Source organism: Pseudomonas acericola (SeqCode), assembly GCF_053456465.1.
Genome location: NZ_JBRFJB010000004.1, coordinates 16,540 through 33,072 on the forward strand (window position 1 = coordinate 16,540; position 16,533 = coordinate 33,072).

At 60.8% G+C, this 16,533-nt stretch carries 16 protein-coding genes; 5 read left to right on the forward strand and 11 right to left on the reverse strand.

Going from position 1 to position 16,533, the window contains the following annotated elements; translation table 11 throughout:
- Positions 1-36: 36 nt before the first annotated feature.
- On the reverse strand, positions 37-1,164 hold the full coding sequence (gene coxB, locus ACU688_RS16320) for a cytochrome c oxidase subunit II (RefSeq protein ID WP_448185606.1): 1,128 nt from the start codon (positions 1,162-1,164) through the stop codon (positions 37-39).
- Positions 1,165-1,531: 367 nt separating this feature from the next.
- Here coxB and ACU688_RS16325 point away from each other — a divergent pair, with 367 nt between their 5' ends.
- The gene (locus ACU688_RS16325; RefSeq protein ID WP_448185607.1) at positions 1,532-2,179 is read left to right on the forward strand and encodes a hypothetical protein; all 648 of its coding nucleotides are present in this window, start codon (positions 1,532-1,534) and stop codon (positions 2,177-2,179) included.
- A 165-nt stretch (positions 2,180-2,344) separates the two neighbouring features.
- Here ACU688_RS16325 and ACU688_RS16330 read toward each other — a convergent pair whose 3' ends face one another.
- The 6 genes from ACU688_RS16330 to ACU688_RS16355 all read right to left on the reverse strand — a co-directional run bounded on the left by ACU688_RS16330 (position 2,345) and on the right by ACU688_RS16355 (position 9,866).
- Entirely contained in the window at positions 2,345-3,880 is a 1,536-nt protein-coding gene (locus ACU688_RS16330) for a SulP family inorganic anion transporter (protein ID WP_448185608.1), read from the reverse strand.
- A gap of 85 nt (positions 3,881-3,965) precedes the next feature.
- The gene (locus ACU688_RS16335; protein ID WP_124527067.1) at positions 3,966-4,697 is read right to left on the reverse strand and encodes a carbonic anhydrase; all 732 of its coding nucleotides are present in this window, start codon (positions 4,695-4,697) and stop codon (positions 3,966-3,968) included.
- Between the two features lie 226 nt (positions 4,698-4,923).
- Positions 4,924-5,982, reverse strand: coding sequence for a PA0069 family radical SAM protein (locus ACU688_RS16340; protein ID WP_448185609.1), 1,059 nt, complete (start codon positions 5,980-5,982; stop codon positions 4,924-4,926).
- An 81-nt stretch (positions 5,983-6,063) separates the two neighbouring features.
- Positions 6,064-7,314, reverse strand: coding sequence for a c-type cytochrome (locus tag ACU688_RS16345; RefSeq protein ID WP_448185610.1), 1,251 nt, complete (start codon positions 7,312-7,314; stop codon positions 6,064-6,066).
- A 12-nt stretch (positions 7,315-7,326) separates the two neighbouring features.
- Complete coding sequence (locus ACU688_RS16350; RefSeq protein ID WP_448185611.1) at positions 7,327-9,111, reverse strand: GMC family oxidoreductase; 1,785 nt, start codon at positions 9,109-9,111, stop codon at positions 7,327-7,329.
- A 2-nt stretch (positions 9,112-9,113) separates the two neighbouring features.
- On the reverse strand, positions 9,114-9,866 hold the full coding sequence (locus tag ACU688_RS16355; protein WP_448185612.1) for a gluconate 2-dehydrogenase subunit 3 family protein: 753 nt from the start codon (positions 9,864-9,866) through the stop codon (positions 9,114-9,116).
- A gap of 233 nt (positions 9,867-10,099) precedes the next feature.
- Here ACU688_RS16355 and ACU688_RS16360 point away from each other — a divergent pair, with 233 nt between their 5' ends.
- The gene (locus ACU688_RS16360) at positions 10,100-10,786 is read left to right on the forward strand and encodes a phosphatase domain-containing protein (RefSeq protein ID WP_448185613.1); all 687 of its coding nucleotides are present in this window, start codon (positions 10,100-10,102) and stop codon (positions 10,784-10,786) included.
- A gap of 7 nt (positions 10,787-10,793) precedes the next feature.
- On the opposite strand, the gene ACU688_RS16365 is transcribed toward ACU688_RS16360, so the two are convergent.
- Both ACU688_RS16365 and prlC read right to left on the reverse strand, forming a co-directional pair.
- On the reverse strand, positions 10,794-11,069 hold the full coding sequence (locus ACU688_RS16365; protein ID WP_017528719.1) for a YheV family putative zinc ribbon protein: 276 nt from the start codon (positions 11,067-11,069) through the stop codon (positions 10,794-10,796).
- Positions 11,066-13,117 (reverse strand): oligopeptidase A, encoded by a 2,052-nt coding sequence (prlC, locus tag ACU688_RS16370; protein WP_448185614.1) that lies wholly within the window; start codon positions 13,115-13,117, stop codon positions 11,066-11,068. Before prlC ends, ACU688_RS16365 begins: the two co-directional genes overlap by 4 nt.
- A 100-nt stretch (positions 13,118-13,217) precedes the next feature.
- On the opposite strand from prlC, the gene ACU688_RS16375 reads away from it, so the two are divergent.
- Together ACU688_RS16375 and ACU688_RS16380 are read left to right on the forward strand one after the other, a co-directional pair.
- Positions 13,218-13,760, forward strand: a complete 543-nt coding sequence (locus ACU688_RS16375) for a gamma carbonic anhydrase family protein (RefSeq protein WP_448185615.1) — start codon at positions 13,218-13,220, stop codon at positions 13,758-13,760.
- A complete protein-coding gene (locus ACU688_RS16380) occupies positions 13,757-14,416 on the forward strand; it encodes an HAD family hydrolase (RefSeq protein WP_207045623.1) in 660 nt (219 codons plus the stop codon). Before ACU688_RS16375 ends, ACU688_RS16380 begins: the two co-directional genes overlap by 4 nt.
- A gap of 85 nt (positions 14,417-14,501) precedes the next feature.
- Here ACU688_RS16380 and ACU688_RS16385 read toward each other — a convergent pair whose 3' ends face one another.
- Positions 14,502-15,545 (reverse strand): aminopeptidase, encoded by a 1,044-nt coding sequence (locus tag ACU688_RS16385; protein ID WP_448185616.1) that lies wholly within the window; start codon positions 15,543-15,545, stop codon positions 14,502-14,504.
- A 101-nt stretch (positions 15,546-15,646) separates the two neighbouring features.
- On the opposite strand from ACU688_RS16385, the gene ACU688_RS16390 reads away from it, so the two are divergent.
- Positions 15,647-16,069: a PA0061/PA0062 family lipoprotein gene (locus tag ACU688_RS16390; RefSeq protein WP_448185617.1), complete on the forward strand. Its 423-nt coding sequence runs from the start codon at positions 15,647-15,649 to the stop codon at positions 16,067-16,069.
- Here the strand turns inward: ACU688_RS16390 and ACU688_RS16395 are convergent, their stop codons facing one another.
- Complete coding sequence (locus tag ACU688_RS16395; protein WP_448185618.1) at positions 16,070-16,309, reverse strand: DUF1161 domain-containing protein; 240 nt, start codon at positions 16,307-16,309, stop codon at positions 16,070-16,072. It lies immediately after the preceding gene.
- Positions 16,310-16,533 lie beyond the last annotated feature (224 nt).

Sequence of the window (16,533 nt, forward strand, 5' to 3'; positions counted from 1 at the left end):
GGGCGGGGCCGGTCGAGGTAGACGCTCTGAAGTCAGTCATTTGCTTTCCGCCTGCTTGATGGCCAGCACGTCTTTCGGCGTGACCATGTCGCCTTTGTTGTTGCCCCAGGCGTTGCGCTCGTAGGTGACAACGGCGGCGATATCCACTTCCGACAGCTGCTTGCCGAACGCCGCCATGGCGGTGCCGGGCTTGCCGAAGTAGACGCGGTGCAAGTGGTCTTCCTTGGGCCCGGTGGCGATTGGCGAGCCCTTGAGCGCCGGGAACATCGGCGGCAGGCCCTGGCCTTCAGCCTGGTGACAGGCCACGCAGGCGGTGTGGTAGACCTTGTCGCCACGGGCCACCAGTTCTTCCAGCGTCCACTCTTTGGAGGTCAATTCCTTGAGCTTGGCGGCTTCGTCTTTGCGCTCAGCCAGCCAGGTGTCGTAGTCGGCCTTGGACTTGACCTCGACCACGATCGGCATGAAGCCGTGGTCCTTGCCACACAGCTCAGCGCATTGGCCACGGTAGATGCCGGGCTTCTCGACGCGCGTCCAGGCCTCATTGACGAAGCCGGGGATAGCGTCGCGCTTGACCGCAAAGGCCGGCACCCACCAGGAGTGGATCACGTCGGCGGCGGTCACCAGGAAGCGCACCTTGGCGCCCACCGGCAGCACCAGCGGTTGATCGACTTCCAGCAGGTAGTGCTCGCCCTTGGTCGCCTGGTTATGGATCTGCTCGGCGGGGGTGGCCAGGTTGCTGAAGAACTCCACGTCCTGGCCCAGGTATTTGTAGTGCCACTTCCACTGGTAGCCGGTGACCTGGATATCGATATCCGACTCACTGCTGTCGTAGATATTGATCAGGGTCTTGGTCGCCGGAATGGCCATCGCGACAAGGATCAGCAAGGGCACCACGGTCCAGAGGATCTCCACGGTGGTGCTCTCGTGGAACTTGGCCGCCACCTGGCCCGTGGACCGGCGGTGCAGGATCATCGACCAGAACATCGCGCCAAACACGATGATGCCGATCACCACACAGATCCAGAAAATGGTCATGTGCAGGTCAAACACAGCGTGGCTGACTTCAGTCGCCCCTGGCGCCATATTCGTGGTCCAGGCGGCGTGCGCCTGGCCGAATACCGACCACAACAGAAGGCCCATCCAAACGTGTGGATGTCGCGTCATTGCGGGTTCCCCTTATCGTTCTTGTTATCCCGCCGGTTTGCACCTGCGTCGAAGGGAGCGGCTTCCATACTGCTTACAACCGCTTAGCCTCACCTGCTTATGCAGTCTGGCGTCATCAGCTAATTGCTTACAAAACCGAGTATAGACAGCACCTGCAACCCCGCAATGTGTGGGGACAAATCAGCAAAAACAGACGGGCGGAGCCAATAAAACCGGGAGCGGAATCGTTTATCCGACGAACGATGGCATTTCGATATAACGCAGGCGCATAACCATGAAATAATTATGACAAATGCGTCTGAGGCGCTCGTATAAACGAGCTACCTTATCCTCTCCCTTTTCCTACGCCTGCATCACTGGAGCCCTCATGAACACCGCCGCATTGCGCGAGCAGATTTCCCGTGCCCATCAACACGAAGCCAGCACGGGCCAGCTTGCCCAGCAACTGGAAACCCAATTGCCGCACCTGCATTCGGCCATCACTTTGGCTGACGGTGATCGCAACATTGTCATGACGCGCTTTGTCACAGCCTACATCGACCTCGTCCCGGACCTGCTCGACGCCGCCAACGACGTGGCCCGCGAGGCTGGCATCGAAAGCCAGATCAAGCCGGTGCTGAAAATCGCCGAGCAATTCTTCCTGCAACCGCCCGCGATCCTCGCCGGGCATATCGGCCTCGATGGCCTGCTGGACGAGGCCTACCTGGCCCATCGCCTGGTGGAAGAAGTAAACGATCTGTATATCAAGCATTTCGGCCAGCCGTTGATCCCGGCGGACACCACCGTGGCCAACCTGATTGCGCACCAGCTGATCGGCGAAGAGTTTGCCAACAGCCTGGATGAGGCCGTGCATCTGGCGGTCGATGAGATGCTCAACGAAGACAGCTTTGCGCTGGAGTCGGTGGAGGCTTATCGCGAAACGCTCAAGAGCCCGGACACGGAAGCGGCGTGGAAGCGCTGGCCGTGCCTGTCGCGGCAGTTGGGTGTGGAGTTGGCGTTGGATCAGCCGGCCTGATTCTTGAAGCCGATAGCGGACAAATGGGTGTGGGAGCTGACATCTGTGGGAGCTGGCTTGCCTGCGATAGCATCACCTCAGTGCAACTGAAACACCGAGGTGCCTGCATCGCGGGCAAGCCCGGCTCCCACAAAAGCCGGTGCCCACACTGTTGATCCGGTTTCGTCAGCCAGTCGATGCCGCCGAACCTATCCCCGTCGTCATCCGCACTCGGCCTTCCAACCGGCGCTTCAACCCACGCGCCTCGATCACCAGCTTCGAGCCCTTCGCCGCATTGGCCCGCGCCCATTCCTCCAGCAACTCCAGGCAGGAGTGGTCGATGTAACTCAGGTTGTTCAGCGGCACATGCACGGTCGTCCCCGCCGGCACCGTCGACAGCACCTGGGTCAACGCCGGTACTTTCAGGAAGGTCGCCGCACCACTCAAGCGCAGTTCCATTTCACCGTCCTGGGGCAGGTCGATCAGGCTCACCTTCAAGCGCGAAGCCTTGAACGCCAGCTTGACCAGCGTCAGCCCAAAGCCCACCAGCACACCGGTCAGCAGGTCGGTAAAGATGATCGCCAGCGCCGTCGCCGCATAGGTGAACATCGGCATGCGTCCATAACGTCCCAACGCCTTGAATGCCTTGATGTCCACCAGCTTGATCCCGGTGTACACCAGCACGCCCGCCAGGCTCGCCACCGGGATGCTTTGCAGCACACTCGACAGCAACAACACGAAGGCCAACAGCCACAGCCCGTGGAACATCGCCGATAAGCGCGTGGTCGCACCGGCCTGCACATTGGCGGAGCTGCGCACGATCACGCCGGTCATCGGCAGGGCGCCGACCAGGCCGCACAACATGTTGCCTACACCTTGCGCGGACAATTCCTTGTCGAAATCCGAACGCTGGCCGTTGTGCATACGGTCAACCGCTGCGGCAGAAAGCAAGGTCTCGGCGCTGGCGATAAAGGCCACGGCGAATGCCGCGATCAACAGCTGAGGATCGGCCAGGTTCAAGAGGTCGCTGGGGCGCAGCCAGTCGATGGCGTCCGCGAGGTTTTCCGGGACTTCCACACGCTTGACCTGCAACGCCAGCATCAGGCTAACCAGCGTGGTCAGGCCCACTCCCAGCAACGCGCCAGGAACAAAGCGCAAGGTTTTCGGGCGAAATTGATCCCACACATACATCACCAGCATCGTCGACAACCCAAGCAAGCCCGCCTGCCAACCAACGCTCGGAATCGCCTGCGCCACTGCTGCCGGAAAACCCGCCAGGTTATCCAACCCCGAAGGCTTGGGCACACCGTCGAGCATCACATGGATCTGCGACAGCACAATCAGCACGCCGATGCCCGCCAACATGCCGTACACCACCGCCGGCGCCGTTACGCGGAACCAGCAGCCCAGGCGCAACCGCCCGGCCACCAGTTGCAGGAAGCCCGCCAACAGCAGGATCGGCCCCAGCATCATCATTCCGTGTTGGCGCACCAACTCAAACACCAACACCGCCAAGCCTGCCGCCGGGCCGCTGACTTGCAGCGGCGAACCCGCCAGCCACCCGACCACCAGGCCACCGATGATCCCGGTGATCAAACCCTTGGCCGGCGGCATGCCGGACGCAATCGCAATGCCCATGCACAAGGGCAGGGCGACCAGGAACACAACCACCGAGGCGAGCAGCTCCCGTGGCAATACAGCTTTCAATTGAGCAGCACGCATGATGACTCTCCCGAGGCATTCGCCGGGCGCGGCAAAGCCTGGCTGCATCCATGGCAGCCACCGCTTTACCCGGCAGGGAAGTGTTTTAGAAGCGCGCTTTAGGCGTCGCGCAAGGGATTGGCCCTTCGCCGTTCAAGGGTCTGAACGTGGACTGATCGGCATCGTAGGCGCGGATTTCGCTGGTCTCGATGTTGTAGATCCAGCCATGGATAAACAAATGTCCATTGGCCATGCGCGAAGCCACGGAAGGGTGGGTGCGCAAGTGTTGCAACTGGGCGATGACGTTTTCTTCGGTCAGCACCTTCATGCTTTCGCTTTCGTTGGCGCAGTCGCAGTTGTCATGGACCATGGTCTTGGCGACCTCGGCATGCCGCAGCCAGGCCTTTACCGTCGGCATTTTTTCCAGGCTGTCGGGGTTGAGCACCGCGCGCATCGCGCCACAGTCGGAGTGCCCGCAGACAATGATGTGCTGCACGCCCAGGGCGAGTACCGCGTACTCGATGGCCGTGGAAACACCGCCGTTCATCTGGCCGTAGGGCGGCACCACGTTGCCGACGTTACGGGTCACGAACAGGTCGCCCGGCGAACTCTGGGTAATCAGCTCGGGGACGATGCGCGAATCGGCGCAGGTAATGAACATCGCCCGTGGGCTCTGGGCCGTGGCGAGTTTCTTGAAGAGTTCTTCCTGCTGGGGGAAGACGTCGTGATGGAAATGCAAAAAGCCGTCAACGATATGCTTTAGCGCTGCATCGGCGGTTTCCGCCACCTCAGGGGCTGAAGCCGACGCAGCCAACGGCTGTTTATCCTTATCACTCATGATTCATCCTCTTGGTTAATGCAGGGGAGTGTTCAAATGCGTTCGACGCCTGGCCAGTGCAATCGTTGCAAACGCCAAAAAACAGCCCGCCGACTCATCAGTCACTCGCTGGACAAGGTAGCCGCCGAAACTTAACTCAAACTGAATGAACCGCTCTAGAACGCGGGTTTCAGTGATGTCAAAGTGAGACTATTCCTACAAGAAATGCGCACCTAACCTCAACAGTCTACAACAACGCCATCTGCCTGCCCGGCGGACAGAACGCCGTACAATCCAGATTAAACCCTTCCCGACGGTTGAGCCCCAGGCGTTTGATCGCCTTGCTGAAACGCTGGGCCAGCAGATCGGCAAACGGCCCCTCGCCGCGCATGCGTACGCCGAAGCGGCTGTCATACACCTCACCGCCACGCACCTGGCGCACCAGGCTCATCACATGGGCCGCGCGTTGCGGGTAATGCGCCGCCAGCCACTCCTCGAACAACGGCGCCACCTCCAGCGGCAGGCGCAGCATCATGTACGCCGCACTTTGCGCGCCGGCAGCGTGGGCTTCGCTGAGCAGGCTTTCCAGCTCGCTGTCGTTGATCATCGGGATCATCGGCGAACACAACACGCCCACCGGGATACCCGCCTCACGCATCACTCGAATCGCCCGCAACCGCGCCTTGGGCGCCGCCGTGCGCGGCTCCAGAATGCGCTTGAGTTCGTCATCCAGGCTGGTGAGGCTGATCATCACGGCCACCAGCCGTTGCTTGGCCAACTCGGTGAGCAGGTCGAGATCGCGCAGGATCAGCGAGCCCTTGGTGATGATGGTCACCGGGTGCCGATAACGCAGCAGCACCTCAAGGGTTTGCCGGGTGATGCGGTACTCGCGCTCGATGGGCTGATAAGGGTCGGTGTTGGACCCCAGGTTGATCGGCGCACACACGTAACCCGGCTTCGACAGTTGCTGCTCCAGCACCTCGGCGGCGTTGCTCTTGGCGATCAGCTTGGTCTCGAAATCCAGCCCCGGCGACATATCCCAATAGGCATGGCTGGGCCGCGCATAACAGTAGATGCAGCCGTGCTCGCAGCCACGATAAGGGTTGATCGAGCGATCAAACGGCAAGTCCGGGGAGTTGTTACGGGTGATGATGGTCTTGGCCGTTTCGATACGCACTTCGGTGCCCTGGGTCGGCGGCACTTCCTGGTACCAGCCGTCGTCCTCGGCCACGCTGACGGTGGGCGCAAAGCGGTTATGCAGGTTGGTGGCCGTGCCCCGGCCACGGGGCGGCAGCGCAGTAGACATAAAAACGCCTCAATACTGTTTTTATATACAGTATCGAGGCGCGCGGTTTCTGACCAGTGCCGTTTGGCGGTCAGGGAAACATCAGTGCTTTTCGCGCAAGTCCGCCACGTCGCCGGCTTTCACCGGCGCACCTTTATTGCCCCAACTGCCACGGATGAAACTGACGACATCCGCCACCTCCTGGTCCGACAAGCGCCAGGCGAACGCCGGCATGGTGAAGGTGGACGGCGCCGCGTGGGTCGCCGGCAAGGTGCCGCCGTTCAACACGATGTTGATCAACGACGTAGCATCCGCCGTCTGCAACACCGGGTTGCCGGCCAGGGCCGGGAATACCCGTGTATAGCCATGCCCATCGGTGCGGTGGCAAGCGGCGCAGTTGTCGATGTACACAGAGGCACCGCGCTGGCTGTCGTCGCCTTTCCACAGGGCCTCAGCGACCTGTTTGTCGTACTGGTGCGGCTGATCCTTGGGATCTACCGCCGGCAGGCTCTTGAGGTAACGGGCGATAGCCGTCAGGTCATTTTCCGACATGTACTGCATGCTGTGGACGACCACATCGCTCATGCCACCAAACACCGCGCTACGGTCGCTGCGGCCGGTCTTGAGGAATTGCACCAGTTGCTCCTCGCTCCAGCTGCCGAGGCCGTCCTTGTGGTCACCGCGCAGGCTTTTGGCGATCCAGCCTTCCAGCGGCGCACTGCCGGACAGGAACGCGCTACCCTCGCTGGCACTCAGGGCTTTTTCCTGCATGGTCAGGGCTCGCGGCGTGTGGCAGGCGCCGCAGTGGCCGAGACCTTCCACAAGATAGGCGCCACGGCTGATCACCGGGTCGGCCTGCGCGGCTGACGGCGCTTCGGCAACCTCAGGCGCAAACATCCAGCGCCACGCGGCCAACGGCCAGCGCATGCTCAACGGCCATGGAATATCACTGGCCTTGTTGTCCTGCGCAACCGGCTCCACGCCCTTCATGAAGTACGCATACAACGCCTGCATATCGCTATCGCTGACGCGCGCGTAAGACGGATAGGGCATGGCCGGGTAAAGGGTACTACCGCTCTTGGCGACGCCATGGCGCACGGCCTTGTCGAAGTCTTCGAAGCTGTAGTCGCCCAGGCCACTCTTGTCCGGGGTGATGTTGGTGGAGTAGATCACGCCAATCGGCGTTTCCATCGGCAGGCCACCGGCGAACGGCTTGCCGCCCTTGGCGGTGTGGCAAGCCACGCAGTCACCGGCGCGGGCCAGGTATTCGCCCTGCTTGATCAGGTCGGTCTCCGCAGCGCTTACCGAGCAACTGCTGAACAGCGCCAGAGAGGCGATAACAAATGCTTTCATGGTCATCGCTCCTTATGCCTGAACCAGTGGGCCGGGGTTTTTCAGGTACTGCTCGCGGATCGCACGGGCCGACCAATAGGTCAGCGCCGCCACCAGGCCGGTAGGGTTGTAGCCCAAGCCTTGTGGGAAAGCGGACGCGCCGGGGACAAACACGTTGTGTACATCCCAGCATTGCAGGTAACGGTTCAACGCACTGGTCTTGGGATCGGTGCCCATGATCGCGCCACCGTTGAGGTGAGTGGTCTGGTACGACGCGGTGTTGAAGTGCTCACCGACCTTTTTGCCGAGCACGGCAATCGCCTTGGGGTTCATCGCCTCGGCGACCTTGCCCATTTTCTCGACCATGAAGCGGTTCATCTTGATGTCGTTTTCCTGCCAGTCGAACGTCATCCGCAGCAACGGCTGACCGTAGGCATCGCGGTACACCGGGTCCAGATCCAGGTAGTTGCCCCGGTAGGATTGATGCGCACCGTGGGCATCCATCGACACCTGGTGGGTGTAGTAATCGGCGGTCGCACGCTTCCACGCACTGCCCCAGGTCGGCGTACCCGGTGGGTTGGACGTGCCGGCAATCGGCCGGCTGCCGGCCTGGTTGACCCACATCGGCGAGCCACCCACAAAGCCATGGGGCCCGTGGTCGAAGTTGTCCGCATTGAAGTCATCGATGGCCACGCCATTGCCGCCGGCACCGATGAAGTTGTTGGTGTGGGTGTCCTTGTCGAAGAACGCCTTGATGGTGGCCATGTTCTGGTAGGCAAAGTTCCGGCCCACCACGCCCTCATTGGTGATCGGGTCGTAAGGCTTGCCGATGCCCGACAGCAGCATCAGGCGCACGTTGTGGAACTGGAACGCGCCGAGAATCACCAGGTCGGCCGGCTGCTCGCATTCGCGGCCCTGGGCGTCGATGTAGGTCACGCCGGTGGCCTTGCGCTTGGTGCTGTCGAGGTTGACCTTGAGCACGTGGGAATTGGGCCGCAACTCGAAGTTCGGCACCTGGCGCAGCGCCGGCAGGATGTTCACGTTCGGCGACGCCTTGGAATACATGTAGCACACGTAACCGCTGCAAAAACCGCAGAAGTTGCACGGGCCCATCTGTGCGCCGTAGGGGTTGGTGTACGGCCCCGAAGTATTGGCTGACGGCAGGTTGTAGGGTTTGTAACCGACCTCGGCAGCGGCTTTCTGAAACAGCTGCGCGGAGACGGTGTTTTTCTGCGATTCCAAGGGGAACGGGTTGGAACGGTCCGGCGCATACGGGTTGCCGCCACGACCTTCGCCCACCAACTGTCCCTTCACGGTCCAGGCCTGGCCGGAGGTGCCGAAGACTTTTTCCGCGTAGTCGAAAAACGGCTCCAGCTCTTCATAGCTGACGCCGAAGTCCTGGATGGTCATGTCCTTGGGAATGAAGTTTTTGCCGTAGCGCTCTTCGTAATGGCTGCGCATGCGCAACTCGATCGGGTCGACACGAAAGTGCACGCCCGACCAATGCAGGCCCGCGCCACCGACGCCATTGCCCGGCAGGAACGCACCCAGCTGACGGTTGGGCAGGGCGACGTCATTCACGCTATGGCGAATGGTCACCGTCTCCTTGGAGATATCCTGGAAGAGTTTTTTACGCACGCTGTAGGTCAGTTCGTCGATGACCTGGGGATAGTTGCCGTCCGGATAAGTGTCCTGCATCGGGCCGCGCTCCAGCGCTACCACGTTGAGGCCTGCTTCCGTCAGCTCCTTGGCCATGATCGCGCCGGTCCAGCCGAAACCGACAATCACCGCATCCACTTTCTTCATGATGGTCGCCACGTTTATGCCCTCTCGCCGCGGATGGAAACTGCCGGGAAGGGGTATTGCTCGTTGCGTTCAACCCAGTCCATGAAATCGGCGCGGGCGCCGGGGAAGCCGATCATGGTCCAGCCGACCATGCCTTTGTTGCCACCGTGGATCGGGTCGCAGAAGAACCCTTCCTTGGTGTTTTGCAGCAGCAGGTTGAAGAAAATCTTCGGCGGCACCGCCTGAAAATGCGCGGCCACTTCACTGCCGCCTGCCTCCAGGCGACGCAGCATATCGTCTCGGGTAGCGCTGTCTTGCGCAGCAAAAGCTTTACCGTTGAACGCTTTCGACCACGCATCCGTCGCGGCGATACCCAGGCGATAGATGTCCTTGGGCACCAGTTTGCTCTGCCAGCCCATCTCGGGCGGTGCATCGGCGTTGAACGGACCTTGCATAAACCACAGGGCGCCACTGGCGTACGGGGTGTTCATCTGGCGGTCGATGTATTCCGGGGCGCCGGCTTCCAGGGCGCCTGGGCCTTGGGCATCCGCCGGGATCAACTGCGCCACGGCGGCGTTGATAAACGCCCACTCTTCGGCCGTGAAGTAACTTGGCTCGTAGGCTTTTTCGCTGGCCGCAGGCTTGGCGGGAGCGGCCTGGGCCGGCTCGGGCGTGGCCATCAGCATCGAGCCGCCAAGGCCAGTGCTGGCAACCGTGACCACCGGGATCAAGGTCAAGGATTTGCGCAGAAAGTCACGCCGGGGGTTGTCTTGATCTTGATCAGACATGGGTGCACCTCATCATGTGGTCACGGGTTGAACAGCCGCTTCTGGGGAGCGGCTTGTGATTTTTTGGCAATCAATGGTTACAAATGATAGCAGCCTAAGAATCGAGAGGAATCGTTTCAGCGACTAAAGACTGAGGATTCACAAATCTTTGACGACCGCCTCACACCCCGTTGACCCCCCGTAAACCAACCTGTGGGCCATTCCCCAACCCTCATGTCTGGTTAACGTCACCCATGTTCAAGCATCAATGGCTGTCGGCTCTTGGCCTCGCGCTCGTGGCCTTGTTCACACTTGTGCCTGCCCAGGCCGACGAGTCCACGTCCATTCGCTCGCCCGAATGGGCCCAACCCGTGGGCAGCCAATACAACCTGCACCAGATGACGCCCACCCTGTACCGCAGTGCTTTACCGGACAGCAGCGCGGTGCCGCTGCTGGAACAACTGAAGATCGGCACCGTGATCAACTTCCTGCCGGAGTCCGACGCCAACTGGCTGAAAGCCCCCGGCATCCGTCAAGTTCAGCTGAGTTATCGCACCAACCATGTAGATGATTCCGACGTGCTGGCGGCACTCAGGGCGATCAAGGAAGCCGAAGCCAACGGCCCGGTGCTGATGCACTGCAAACACGGCTCCGACCGCACCGGCCTGATGGCGGCGATGTATCGCGTGGTGGTTCAGGGATGGAGCAAGGAAGATGCGCTGAACGAGATGACCCTGGGCGGTTTTGGCACCAGTAATGGCTTCAAGGACGGCGTTCGCTACATGATGAAGGCCGATATCGACAAGTTGCGTACAGCCTTGGCGAATGGCGATTGCAGCACCAGTGCGTTTGCACTGTGCTCGATGAACAGTTGGCTCAACACGGCGGGAACAAGCCGTGCCGAGCCAAACAGCGAGACTGGACTGACGGTAAAACCCTAGACGGGCGTCAGTCTTTTTTCAGCTTGGGGTTGGGGAAAAACTGCACCGCCTGCACCTTCGGGTCAGCCGGCGCCTTCAACGCCGACGTATTGACCCGCGTGCCCAATTCCTTGGGCACTGACAGACCTTGGTCATTCAACGTGTCGGTATAACCGCAGGCCACACACTCACGGTGCGGCACGCTGTCTTCGGTCCACATCTTCAACTTGTCCGGCTCGCTGCACGCCGGGCAGACCGCCCCGGCGATAAATTGCTTTTTGGTAATCACAGGCCCTTCACTCATGCTGCCGCGTCCTCACTCAGGCCGCTGTGGCGCAAGAGTGCGTCAATCGACGGCGCACGTCCGCGGAAATCGACGAACAACACCATCGGCGCCTGGGAACCGCCACGGGCCAGGATTGCCTCGCGGAAAGCGCGGCCGGTCTCGGCATTCAGTACGCCTTCTTCTTCAAACTTGGAGAAGGCATCGGCCGACAGCACTTCGGCCCACTTGTAGCTGTAGTACCCCGCCGCATAACCGCCGGCGAAAATGTGCGCAAAGCTGTTGGGAAAACGGTTGTAGGCCGGCGGACGCATTACCGAGACCTCATCGCGCACGCCTTCCAGCACCTGGGCCACGCTGCGGCCATCACCGTGGGTGGCGTGCAGTTCAAAGTCGAACAGCGAGAATTCCAACTGGCGCACCATCATCAAGCCGGACTGGAAATTCTTCGCCGCGAGCATTTTTTCCAGCAGGTCCTGGGGTAGCGGCTCACCGCCTTCATAGTGACCGGAGATCAGCGCCAGGCCTTCCGGCTCCCAGCACCAGTTCTCCATGAACTGGCTCGGCAACTCCACCGCATCCCACGCCACGCCGTTGATACCGGACACACCAGCGTGTTCAACGCGGGTCAGCAGGTGGTGCAGGCCGTGGCCGAATTCGTGGAACAGCGTCGTCACTTCGTCATGGGTCAGCAGGGCAGGCTTGCCGCTGTCGGCCGGGGTGAAGTTGCACACCAGGTTGGCCACCGGGCTTTGCAGTACACCGTCAATGGTGCGGCGACGGTCGCGCGCGCCGTCCATCCACGCGCCGCCACGCTTGTTGGCGCGGGCGTACAGATCGAAGAAGAAGCGGCCGACGTGCTGGCCGTTTTCCTTGATTTCAAACAGGCGCACATCCGGGTGCCAGGTGTCGAAACCCTTCAGTTCGACGATCTCGATGCCGTACAGGCGTTGCACGATGGCAAACAGACCACCGAGCACTTTGTCGATGGGGAAGTAGGCGCGCAGGGCTTCCTGGGACACGCTGTAACGCTGCTCACGGAGTTTTTCGCCGTAGAAACCGCTGTCCCAGCTTTGCAGGTCGGCGCAACCTTGTTCGGCGGCGTAAGCCTTGAGCTGTTGCAGGTCCTGGGCGGCAAACGGCTTGCTGCGCTTGGCCAGGTCACGCAGGAAGCTCAATACCTGGTCGCTGGACTCAGCCATCTTGGTGGCCAAGCTCAGCTCGGAGAAGGACGCGTAGCCCAGCAGCTTGGCCAGTTCCTGACGCAAGTCGAGGATCTGTTCCATCACCGGGCCGTTATCGTTCTGACCGGCATTCGGGCCTTGGTCCGACGCACGGGTGCAGTAGGCCGCGTAGACTTCTTCGCGCAGGGCGCGGTCGTGGGCGTAGGTCATTACCGCGTAGTAGCTCGGAAATTCCAGGGTGATCAGCCAGCCATCCAAGGCTTTGGATTGGGCAGCGGCGGCCATCTGGGCCTTGGCCGAATCGGTCAGGCCGGCGAGGGTGGCTTCATCAGTAACGTGTTTGGTCCAGGCCTGGGTGGCGTCCAGCAACTGGTTGGAGAACTTGCTGCCCAGCTCGGACAGTTTGCTCTGCACTTCGGCGTAGCGTTTTTGCTGCTCGGGCGGCAAGTCGATACCCGACAGGCGGAAGTCGCGCAGGGAGTGTTCCAGGATGGTTTTTTGCGCCACGTCGAAACCGGCGGCTTCCGGGCTGTTGGCCAGGGCTTCGAAGGCCTGGAACAGTTCACGGTTCTGGCCCATCTCGGTGGAGTAGGCGCTCAATGCCGGCAGGCAGCTTTCATAGGCCTCACGCAATTCGGCGCTGTTGCACACGGCGTTGAGGTGGCTGACCGGGCTCCAGGCGGCACCCAGGCGGTCATTCAGTTCGTCCATGGCCAGGACCAGACCGGCCCACGTCGGATTTTTCCCCTGGCTTTGCAGGATGCCTTCGATGGCGACACGGTTGTCGGCGAGGATCTGTTCGATGGCCGGTTGCACGTGCTCGGCACGGATCGCCGAGAACGGCGGCAGGTCGTAGGACTGCAGAAGAGGGTTGTTCGCGCTCACGGTGGGTACCTTGGCTGAAGACATGTAAGAACAAAGATGGGGCCATCTTAATTACAATCAACGCCCACCGCAGCTATCAGCAGAAGAGAGAGAGGCTATCGTGACCCTTCGCACCTATCAGAACCACACGCCAACCCTGGGCGCCGGGGCTTTTGTCGATATTTCGGCGGTGGTGATCGGCGATGTCGAAATCGGCACCGACAGTTCCGTCTGGCCACTGACCGTGATTCGCGGCGACATGCACCGCATCCGCATCGGCGCACGCACCAGCGTGCAGGATGGCTGCGTGCTGCACATCACCCATGCCGGCCCGTTCAACCCGGACGGTTTCCCTCTGTTGATCGGCGACGACGTGACCATCGCCCACAAGGTCATGCTGCATGGCTGCACGGTGGGCAGCCGCATCCTGATCGGCATGGGCAGCATCGTGATGGACGGCGCAGTGGTGGAAGATGACGTGATCATCGGCGCCGGCAGCCTGGTGCCGCCGGGCAAGAAGCTTGAAAGCGGCTACTTGTACGTGGGCAGCCCGGTTAAACAGATCCGCCCACTGACTGACAAGGAACGCGCGTTTTTCACCTACAGCGCGGCGAACTACGTGAAACTCAAAGACCTGCACCTGGCTGAAGGATTCGATCAATGACCCTGCATTACCCCACCGTCCTCTTCGACCTGGATGGCACCCTGACCGATCCGCGTGAAGGCATCACCCGCTCGATCCAGTACGCCCTCGCCAAACTCGGCATTGACGAGCCGGACCTGACCAAGCTCGAACACTTTATCGGCCCGCCGTTGCTGCAAGCGTTCATGCAGTTCTATGGCTTCGATGAAGCCAAGGCGTGGGAAGCGGTGAATTTCTACCGCGAGCGCTTCAAGGTTACCGGGCTGTATGAAAACCGCGTCTTCGACGGCGTATTGCCGCTGCTGGAAGAGCTGAACAGCCAAGGTCGCCAACTGTATGTCGCCACCTCCAAGCCGTGGGAATTTGCCCGTGAGATCGCCAGGCATTTCGATTTTGCCAAGCACTTCAAGGTGATCTACGGCAGCGAGCTGGACGGTACGCGCACCAACAAGGTCGAGTTGATTGCCCATCTGATGCGCGAAGAAGGCCTGGACCCGGCGACCACCCTGATGATTGGTGACCGCAAGCACGACCTGATCGGCGCCCGCAGCAATGGCCTGGATTCGGCGGCGGTTGGGTATGGGTTTGGCAGCTTTGAAGAACTGAATGCCGAGGCGCCGACTTGGCATTTTGAGACGTTGGCCGAGATGCATCAGGCGTTTTTGCGGCAGCCTTGAGACTGCTATCGCAGGCAAGCCAGCTCCCACATTTGAAGGTATTCACAAATCAAACTGTGGGAGCTGGCTTGCCTGCGATGAGGCCCTAAAGGCCACCCATCTCCAACTGCCTCAACGCCGCCTTGCGCTGCGCCACCGGCAACCCACCCATCTTCTCCACCGCCGCATAAAACCTCAGCCAATCCCCCCCTTCCTGCCGAAACAACGCCGCAAACGCCGGCACCCATTGGTCATACAGCCCAAACGGCAACAACCGCGCATTGTTCATCGGCAAGTTGATCCACGCGTCATAACGCTTATCACCCGCCCACTGGCTGTCACGCATCTGCCGATAATCACCGCGCAAGCGCTCAAACTCCGCCGCTTTGGCCGCGCGCATCGCATCGGCCGCCAAAGGTTGGGCGTAGACCTTTTCCAACCGCTGACGGGTATCGAGGATCAGCTGGATAAACTGATCACGCTGCTTGGAAGCCGACACGTTGGCCGGCGCCAGCCCACGCGCCGCACGCCATTGCCGCGTGCCTTCCTGCTCGACGAAATTGGCAAATGACTCGTTGAACTCGGTGTCGTCCTTCACATAAAAACGCTGGTGCGCCAGCTCATGGAAAATCAGCGTGGCCAGGCGCTCATCACCCCAGTTCATCATCGAGTTGAGGATCGGGTCGTTGAACCAGCCCAGGGTGGAATAGGCCTCGACGCCGCCAATCGACACGTCCATGCCCCGCAGACGCAACAATGCAGCCTCACCGCGCGCCGCGCCTTGGTTGTAATAGCCGCGATAGGCCACGCAACCGGCGATCGGGAAGCAGTGGGTTTCAGGCGAGAGCGAAAACTCTGTCGTGGCGAAAACATTCCAGACCACATAAGGCCGACCAATATCGGCGTACAGCCGGTAACTCTGGTTGTCGGGCAAATGCAGGTGTTCACTGGCAAACGTGCGCGCCTTCTGTGACTGCGCCAGATGCTCACGCAGCAGCGGCGGCCGCGCGGGGTCGGCGATGACCTGGGCAACCGGCTCGCGAGCCCGCAACAATTGCCATTGGCCGCTGGCCAACTGCCCGTAATAACTGATGCTTGAGCAGCCGCTGAGCAGCACAACCATCAACCCTGGGAAAAAACGCCTGACCATGCACCAATTGCTCCTGGGACTTTTCCACGCCATGTGGTGTTTATACTCAAGGGGAGCCTGCTGCGTCAGGCCCATTTCTTTTCGCCCATTGAGTACCCGCCATGCGCCAGCTCTTGCTTGCCATCACCGTCCTGTCTCTCAGCGCATGCGCTTTGACGCCGTTGCCAGCGGTCGATCCGCAGCAGGCCTGGGTCGATTTCGCCACCCCGACACCGGGCGCCAAGCTGGTGATGGCCCAGCGCCTGGACGGTAAGAACCTCAATGACGGTCGATTCTTCCAGATGCCACCCGGCAGCCACGAGTTGATGGTGCGCTTCGATTTCGAGGTGCCAACGGGCAGCGGCTTCGGCGGGCTGGGGCAGACCACCGAGCGCACGTGCTTCATGACGTTGCAGTACGACCACTTCCAGGCGGGCCAACGCTATGTACTGGAAGGCCGTTCACTGGCCTACACGCCGAATATCCGGCTGTACAACCCGGCGCGTCAGTTGCTGGCGGAGGAACGCAGCGTCAACTGCATCTGATCAGTCGTTGTTCTTCTGGTAGATGATGGCCTTGGTGCCGTTCTCACAGCTGCCGACGACCATGGCTACGTCGTGCTTGTCGGCTTCTTCCTTGGTCACGATCTCCAAGGTGTAGGACGGCACGGCGTTCGCCTGGATCTTGACTTCGATCTCTTTCCTGAGCTCTTCACAGTCTTTTGGCGCGGCCACGGCCGAAGTGGCCAACACGCCGCAGATGATCGCCAAGGCAAAACGTTTCATGTGTGTAGCTCCCTGAATGCACTGCGCACGGGTGTGCGCCTAGGCAGTGATGGCTATAGGACCACATTACTGAAACGCGAGTTCTGATTTAACGCAGAATTAAAGGTGGGAACTGCACTTATGTGGGAGCTGGCTTGCCTGCGATAGCATCACCTCGGTATTACTGAAACTCCGAGGTGTCTGCATCGCAGGCAAGCCAGCTCCCACACAAGTCAGCTTTTACA

Bases quoted from the DNA above. Each gene is read 5' to 3' on its own strand.
- coxB (WP_448185606.1), bottom strand. From the start codon at position 1,164: ATGACGCGACATCCACACGTTTGGATGGGCCTTCTGTTGTGGTCGGTA.
- ACU688_RS16325 (WP_448185607.1), top strand. From the start codon at position 1,532: ATGAACACCGCCGCATTGCGCGAGCAGATTTCCCGTGCCCATCAACAC.
- ACU688_RS16330 (WP_448185608.1), bottom strand. From the start codon at position 3,880: ATGCGTGCTGCTCAATTGAAAGCTGTATTGCCACGGGAGCTGCTCGCC.
- ACU688_RS16335 (WP_124527067.1), bottom strand. From the start codon at position 4,697: ATGAGTGATAAGGATAAACAGCCGTTGGCTGCGTCGGCTTCAGCCCCT.
- ACU688_RS16340 (WP_448185609.1), bottom strand. From the start codon at position 5,982: ATGTCTACTGCGCTGCCGCCCCGTGGCCGGGGCACGGCCACCAACCTG.
- ACU688_RS16345 (WP_448185610.1), bottom strand. From the start codon at position 7,314: ATGAAAGCATTTGTTATCGCCTCTCTGGCGCTGTTCAGCAGTTGCTCG.
- ACU688_RS16355 (WP_448185612.1), bottom strand. From the start codon at position 9,866: ATGTCTGATCAAGATCAAGACAACCCCCGGCGTGACTTTCTGCGCAAA.
- ACU688_RS16360 (WP_448185613.1), top strand. From the start codon at position 10,100: ATGTTCAAGCATCAATGGCTGTCGGCTCTTGGCCTCGCGCTCGTGGCC.
- ACU688_RS16365 (WP_017528719.1), bottom strand. From the start codon at position 11,069: ATGAGTGAAGGGCCTGTGATTACCAAAAAGCAATTTATCGCCGGGGCG.
- ACU688_RS16380 (WP_207045623.1), top strand. From the start codon at position 13,757: ATGACCCTGCATTACCCCACCGTCCTCTTCGACCTGGATGGCACCCTG.
- ACU688_RS16385 (WP_448185616.1), bottom strand. From the start codon at position 15,545: ATGGTCAGGCGTTTTTTCCCAGGGTTGATGGTTGTGCTGCTCAGCGGC.
- ACU688_RS16390 (WP_448185617.1), top strand. From the start codon at position 15,647: ATGCGCCAGCTCTTGCTTGCCATCACCGTCCTGTCTCTCAGCGCATGC.
- ACU688_RS16395 (WP_448185618.1), bottom strand. From the start codon at position 16,309: ATGAAACGTTTTGCCTTGGCGATCATCTGCGGCGTGTTGGCCACTTCG.